Raw genomic sequence first — 667 nt, 5'->3', positions numbered from 1 at the left:
CCCGCAGCCCTTGGCAGCGCGGCACGAACGAAAACACCAACGGGCTGCTCCGGCAGTACTTCCCGAAGGGAACCGACCTCTCACGCTGGACCCCGGACGACCTCGCCGCCGTCGCCCACGCCCTCAACACCAGACCCCGCAAACGCCTCGGCTGGCGCACCCCGGCCGAGGCACTCGACGAGCACCTACACTTGCTGCAAACAAGCGGTGTTGCGACGACCAGTTGAATCCGCCTTGACTGCCGGCGTCCGAGTGACTGATCAGCTGGCCGCGCTGGATCGGGTTCCCGKCGCGGTCKCGTTGCCACAGCGCCATCCGCACGGGTACGTCGACGAGTTCCACGTCGCGGCGGATCGACGCGTTCCAGCCCACGATCCGCTGCGAGTAGCAGTCGACCACGAACGCGACGTACGTGAACGACTGGTAGGTGCGGACGTACGTGAAATCAGCAACCCAGACGTGATCCGGGGCCGGGGCGGTGAAGTCCCGGTTCAGCAGGTCCGGGGCGCGGGTGTCCTTCGGGTTCGGGATCGTCGTGCGCGGCCGGCGGCCCCGGACCACGCCGCTGAGCCCGAGGGACCGCATGGCCCGGTCGACCGCGCCGAAGCTGGCATCCGGGACCTGGCCGCGACGCAGCAGGGCGAGCATCTTCCGCCGCCCGTACAGT

General features: G+C 69.2%; 1 protein-coding gene and 1 pseudogene. One reads left to right on the top strand and one right to left on the bottom strand.

What is annotated here, in order from left to right; genetic code table 11:
• Positions 1 to 227: transposase (locus AC1DZA_RS20140; RefSeq protein ID WP_476774100.1), on the top strand; the 227-nt coding region annotated here is incomplete at its 5' end.
• A gap of 1 nt (position 228) precedes the next feature.
• Here AC1DZA_RS20140 and AC1DZA_RS20135 read toward each other — a convergent pair.
• Positions 229 to 667: pseudogene (locus AC1DZA_RS20135) on the bottom strand (transposase); the annotation flags it as partial.

It is taken from the genome of Agromyces sp. P2_B3, assembly GCF_056404815.1.
Note: the sequence above shows the minus strand (reverse complement) of the source record. Positions and strands in the feature narration are given on the sequence as shown.